General features: G+C 66.8%; 5 protein-coding genes. 4 read left to right on the forward strand and 1 reads right to left on the reverse strand.

Going from position 1 to position 5,879, the window contains the following annotated elements:
• Positions 1-448: 448 nt before the first annotated feature.
• Positions 449-664 carry a hypothetical protein gene (locus U9977_RS18075; RefSeq protein WP_322750454.1) on the forward strand — a complete coding sequence of 72 codons (216 nt, stop codon included), beginning with the start codon at positions 449-451 and terminating at the stop codon, positions 662-664.
• A gap of 271 nt (positions 665-935) precedes the next feature.
• Here U9977_RS18075 and U9977_RS18080 read toward each other — a convergent pair whose 3' ends face one another.
• A complete protein-coding gene (locus U9977_RS18080; RefSeq protein WP_322750455.1) occupies positions 936-1,637 on the reverse strand; it encodes a DedA family protein in 702 nt (233 codons plus the stop codon).
• A gap of 173 nt (positions 1,638-1,810) precedes the next feature.
• Between U9977_RS18080 and U9977_RS18085 the strand changes: the two genes are divergently transcribed.
• The 3 genes from U9977_RS18085 to U9977_RS18095 form a co-directional block, all read left to right on the forward strand.
• Entirely contained in the window at positions 1,811-2,734 is a 924-nt protein-coding gene (locus U9977_RS18085) for an AEC family transporter (RefSeq protein ID WP_416210678.1), read from the forward strand.
• A 347-nt stretch (positions 2,735-3,081) separates the two neighbouring features.
• A complete protein-coding gene (locus U9977_RS18090) occupies positions 3,082-4,185 on the forward strand; it encodes a hypothetical protein (RefSeq protein ID WP_322750457.1) in 1,104 nt (367 codons plus the stop codon).
• A gap of 339 nt (positions 4,186-4,524) precedes the next feature.
• Positions 4,525-5,879, forward strand: a 1,355-nt coding sequence (locus U9977_RS18095; protein WP_322750458.1) for a polyketide synthase, incomplete at its 3' end; no start/stop codon positions are given.

Raw genomic sequence — 5,879 nt, forward strand, 5'->3', positions numbered from 1 at the left:
GATGAAGCCTCGTGGCCGGCACGAGGCTGCCACTCTGCTGCGGGATACGGCGGCGGTACCGGGGTCCGACTACCGGGCCAGCGGAGTTGCGTGAGGGTGCGGCCCGGAGCTGTGCCCGCGGGATTGAGGCTGCGCTCGCGGACAGCGGGATCAAGAACAGGCCGTGGTATGCGAAGGCGTGCCGCCAACCGGTCAGATCCGGCCGTCTACGCCACAGGCAGGCTGGCGTGCGCTGGGCTACACCTGTCATGACTTGGGGTACAGGTTGCCCCCACTGTCGAAGGGATCGACGCCCTGCTCGACCAGTTCGCTACTCGCTCCAAAGCAAGCTGACGAGCACGCAAGCACGACACGAGACACGTAGAACGCGGGCCTCATGCACTCTTGCTAGCGTCCTGCCCCGTCCGTAACGTGGCGGTCACGGCGATGAGTACCCGTGGAGGCGGCCGTGGCACAGGACAAGGGCCGCGAGAGGCGCAAACGAGAGCTCGGCGGACGCGGGCAGCAAGACGGCCGGGAGGCTGGATTGCGGACCTGCGACACCTGCCGCGGTACCAGCAAGGTACTCAAGGACACCTTGGAGCGTGACGAGGAAGGCGGCTTCACCGGCTCGAACGAAGTCGACTGCACCGTGTGCCAAGGGAAAGGGACGATCGGTGGCTGACGCGACCCCCGTTCTGGCGACGTTCGTCTCACTACGCTGTCCCGATCACCGCCGCGCCCGACGTCGGCCAGGTAATCCGCTCAAGGGCATCCGCGCGGCCGAAGACTGCGAACGGTGTCGGACCGTGTGGGCCGCTGGTTGCGGCCCTGATGCCATCCGGGACGAGGAACCCGGGCCGCCCGAACCTCTGCCGCCGGGCCGGTTCGACGGGCCTAGCTGACCCGGTTTCCAACCGCAAGTCCGTCCTTGCGCAGCCCGCGGGTAGCCGGTGTCAGTCCCCATCGCTCAGCGGACGCGACTGTGGTGTGCGTCGAGGTGCGTCCGAGCTCTGGGCTGGCCGGTTTCCCCGGCGATGGGCCCGCAGCAGCTCGAAGGCGATCGGGATGACCGAGAGCAGCACGATCCCGATGAAGATTCCCTCCACGTTGTCCGCCACGAAGTGGACCTTGCCGAGGAAATATCCGATCACTGTGACGCCACTACCCCACAGCAGCCCACCGATGATGTTGAAGGTGCTGAAGAGCCGGTAGTTCATCCCGCTGACGCCCGCGATGATCGGGGTGAACGTCCGGACGATCGGCACGAAGCGGGCAAGAATGATCGAACGGGGTCCGTAGCGCTCGAAGAAGTCGCGGGCCTTCTCCACGTTCTCCTGTTTGAACAGCCGTGAGTCGGGACGCCGGAACAGGGTGGGGCCGACCTTGCGTCCGAACAGAAAACCGGTCTGGTCGCCGAGGATCGCGGCGATCGAGATCAGGAGACAGGCGAGCCACAGCGGAGTGGACAACGTGTGGTTGGACACAAGCAGACCGACTGTGAACAACAGCGAGTCGCCGGGCAGGAAGAACCCGACCAACAGGCCGGACTCGGCAAAAACGATCAATAGGACGACGATCAGACCCGCCTTGGCCAGATGCTGCGCATCCAGAAAGCTCGGGCCGAGCGCGAGGGTGTTCGAGGCGATCGTGGACACTGAAGCAGACACTGTGCTGGGCCTCCGGAGCGGCTCGGGACGCAAAGGCGGCTGGCGGCCGATTCGGTTCCCACCTCGACCGGGCACTCTTCGCAGACGGCAACGAGCGTATCCAGCAACGGCTGCGCGGCTGGATACGGCCCGCTGTGGGGTTCCCACCAACGCCTGACAGGATGCCGGACGTGTCCGCCCTACTCGTCCTGGTCGTTGGTCTGATGGCGGGCATCGTGGCGGGCAGCGCGGCACGACGGCGCGGCCAGATGGCCGATGACGCCCATCAGATGGTCACTTTCTGGGTCCTCGACGTCGCCCTTCCCGCCCTGGCGCTCCGCGTCTTACACAGCGTGGTGTTCCCAGCCAACCTACTGCTCATCATCGCCGGCCCGTACCTGCTGTTCGTCGTCGGCGCGACGCTGTTTCTCTGCATCGGCCGTGTCCTGCGCCTGCGCCGGGACGTCGTCGGTGCGCTGATCGTCACCGCTGCTGTGGCCAACACATCCTTCGTCGGCATACCGATGGTCACGGCCTTCTTCGGGGCGGACTCGGTACCGGTCGCGCTTCTCGTCGACCAGCTCGGCTCGTTCGTCATCGTCGGGACGGTGGTCATCGCGGTGGCGGCCACGGCATCGGGGGCCGGTGTCACCCGGATGGAGATCGTCCGTCGGCTGTTCACGGCGCCCGCCCTGATCGCGCTGCTGACCGGGCTGATCCTGCGTCCGGTGGCGTTTCCGGGCTGGCTCACCGAGGCGTTGACGGCCCTCGGCTCGACGCTCACCCCGCTGGCGTTGTTCTCGATCGGCCTGCAGCTGCGCATCGGCGCGCTGCGCACCTGGCACCGGGAGCTCGCGATCGGCCTGCTGGTCAAGCTCGTCATCGGCCCTGCCCTGGTGTTCGGGGCCTACGCCCTGACCGGCTCTCTGGACGACCACGGGGTGCAGGTGGCGCTGTTCGAGACCGCGATGCCGCCGATGGTCGCCGGGGCGATGATCGCCACCCGTTACGACCTGGCGACGCCGCTGCCGAGCCTGATGGTCGGCGTCGGGGTGCCGGCGTCCCTGCTCACGCTGCCCATCTGGTCATGGATCCTGCAGGGCTGACGGTGCGCTGTCCCACTGGAGTGGATACCCGCCGGTCTGGCCTCCGAAGGATGTGAATCTGCTGCGATGGGAGCAGCACGAAAGTCACATCGTCCGGAGGCCAGGCCCGAGTCAGCATCTGGTCTCGGCACGCGGTGAAGGCCAGTTTTTGTCGGCGCACTGGCACCGCCGGTCTGGAACTCTCAGTACCAGCATAAGCTCGTTCTGTTTCGTTTGGAGTCCGCGGCCCAAGCTGGTCCTTGCATCGTGCATCGAGGCCGCAGGAGGGCGATCGGAATGGCAATTACAAGGAGCGGGGATACGCCGCTTCCCTGCATGCCCGATACGGGTGGACCGGGGAGACGACCGTGAGCACCTGGATGGCGACCACGGACTTTCTGAGCGGGCTCGTTGTCCTGGCCGTGACCGGCCGCAGCGTGCTTGGGACCGCGGTCGCACCCCGCGGCCGGCCATCGCGGCTCGTCTTCGCGACGGTACCCGTACTGATCCGTGGATCACAGTGCATCAGCCGGAGGCTGCCCAGCAAGCGGATTCATCGTGCGGTCCTCAGGACGGTCAGCCCGATCGCGCTACTTTTCCCTCCGCTCATGTGGGCATCAGGCACGGTGGTCGGGATGGCGCTGCTGGCGGCGTCGGTCGGGGCCGCTCCCGCTGGCATCCGCGCGATGCCATACGTGCTGGGCCAGCTCGATGATCCGAGATGGACCGGCCACGGCTTCCCACTGGCGGTATACGGCTGCCTGATTTTGATCTTCATCGTGTTGGCGACCAGGATCACAGCGGTTGCGTCCGCCTACCAGCGGCGTGAACGGTTCCTGTGGGCGCTGGCCAGCGAAGCACGGTCGTGTCTCGATGCCGAGGATGTCATCGTCGCCCACATGCATGGCGGAACACCGGATTCCCTGGATCGCATGATGAGCACCTGGCAGCTCTGGATCGCGGATCTCCGGTTCAGTCACACGAGCTACCCCGAGTTGCTCACCCTGCCGTCGTCACCCGACTTGTCCTGGCTGGACGCGACTCTGGTCATCCTGGATGTGGCGGCACTCATGGATGCCCTCTCACCGGGGACCAAACCGCCACCGACACGCCCACTGCTCGTCGCGGGCTGCGCGTTCGTCCAGGCGATGGCCAAGGACCTACAGGTCAGTGCTGTCCGTTCAACGCCGAGCCTGTACGGGCGGGAGGAGCGGTCCTTCCGGACGACCATCGCCAGGCTGGCCGATGCCGGAATCCACGCCGAACGGGACTATCGGACGGCCCGAGCCACCTTCCAACGGTGGCGGTCAAGGTACGCACCGTACACGGCCGCGCTGGCGGACCTCATGTGCGCGCAGGACGGCCTGCCGGTGAGCGAACTGATGCCCATAGCACCCTTCGAGTCGTTCGTCAGCAATCTTGATATTTCCGCGGAGGAACTGTCTCAAGCTTTCGCGCCACTGGCGCGCTAACCGGGGCTTGGTCGTGCCTGCGCCCGTGGGCTCCCCTGTGCCCGCGGGCTCCCCTGTGCCCGCACGTTCCTGGTACTGGCACTACCCGCATCGCAGCTGCGCCGAGTACCAGGCAACCAATACCTGTACCAGGACGGCCGCCACTACCAGGTATTCGCGATGCCAGCGCCAACACGGTCTGGATGATTTGTTGAGTTCGTCACATCATTTGCTTGTACGGATCGATGTGACGTCCTGCCCAGGCCCACCGAAGCTGCCGCGATCATGTCCTTCTCGCGCGGCCCGCGGTCCAGGGAACCCAACAAAATATGATCATCGCGAGGGGAAGGCACGCCAGCCATGACAGGGACGCCAGTGCAGGCCGGATACCGCTCCAGTGGATCTTCAGCGACATTGGGGAAGCCGGTCCCTGAGCCGGTCGCCATCATCGGTATCGGTTGCCGACTTCCCGGGGCTCATGGCACGGACGAGTTCTGGCGCGTCTTGCGGACGGGGTCCGACACCGTCACCCAGATTCCCGCGGACCGCGCGTTCGGCTCGCTCTACGACCCCCGACCGGGCACCCCGGGCCGCATCGCCAGCCGGGCCGGCGGGTTCCTGACCGACATCGATGCCTTTGACGCCGACTTCTTCGACGTTTCGCCCCGCGAGGCGGCCCGCATGGACCCCCAGCAACGCCTGTTACTGGAAACCTCGTGGGAGGCCTTCGAGGACGCCGGCCAGACACGAGGATCCCTGACCGGCACGCGTACCTCGGTCTTCCTGGCCTACCTGTCCACCCAGTACTCCGAGCTGCTGCGCGAGGCCGGGATCTGCGACATGCACAGCGCCATCGGAGCGGAGGGCCGCGGCACCGCAGCCGGGCGTCTGTCCTACGCCTTTGACTTGCGTGGCCCAAGCATGGCGCTAGACGCGACCTGCGCCTCGTCTCTGCTCGCCATCCATCTGGCGTGCCAGAGCATCCGCTCGGGGGAGAGCACGCTCGCGCTCGCCGGTGGCGTCAACATCATGCTGACCCCGGACCTGTCCATCGCGCTGTCCCAGGCCGGGGTGCTGTCGCGCTACGGACGCTCCAGGTTCGGGGACGCGGCCGCGGACGGCTACGTCCGCAGCGAAGCCGTCGCGGTCGTCATCCTGAAATCCCTCGAGCAGGCGCGGGCCGACGGCGATCAAGTTTATGCGGTGATCCGGGGAAGCGGTGTGACCAACGACGGCCGCAGCGGGGGCTTCGTGACGGCGCCGAGTGTGGAAAGCCAGGCCGAGATGCTGCGCACCGCCTACCACAACGCGGGCGTCGAACCTGGCGACATCGACTACATCGAGGCCCACGGCACCGGAACGGTCATGGGCGATCAGATCGAGCTCACGGCCATCGCCGAGGTCCTGAGCGAGGGACGGCCCAGCGACCGGCCCTGCGTCCTCGGATCGGCGAAGTCCAACATCGGTCACACCGAGGGCGCCGCCGGGATGGTGGGAATCATCAAGGTAGCGCTGAGCCTGCGCCACCGCACCATCCCCGCGAGCCTGCACATAGCCGAGCCCAACCCGGCGGTGCCCTGGGACGAGCTGCCGATCGAGCTCGCCACGACCGTGCGCCGGTGGCCGGACCGCGGCCGGCCGCGCCTGGCCGGCGTCAGCGCGTTCGGACTGTCAGGGACCAACGTGCACGTCGTCCTTGCCGAGGCACCGTGTGA

The organism is Protofrankia sp. Cas8 (assembly GCF_963555845.1).
GTDB lineage: Bacteria > Actinomycetota > Actinomycetes > Frankiales > Frankiaceae > Protofrankia.

Coding starts and splice junctions, on each gene's coding strand:
- U9977_RS18085 (WP_416210678.1), top strand. CDS start 1,811: ATGCCGGACGTGTCCGCCCTACTCGTCCTGGTCGTTGGTCTGATGGCG.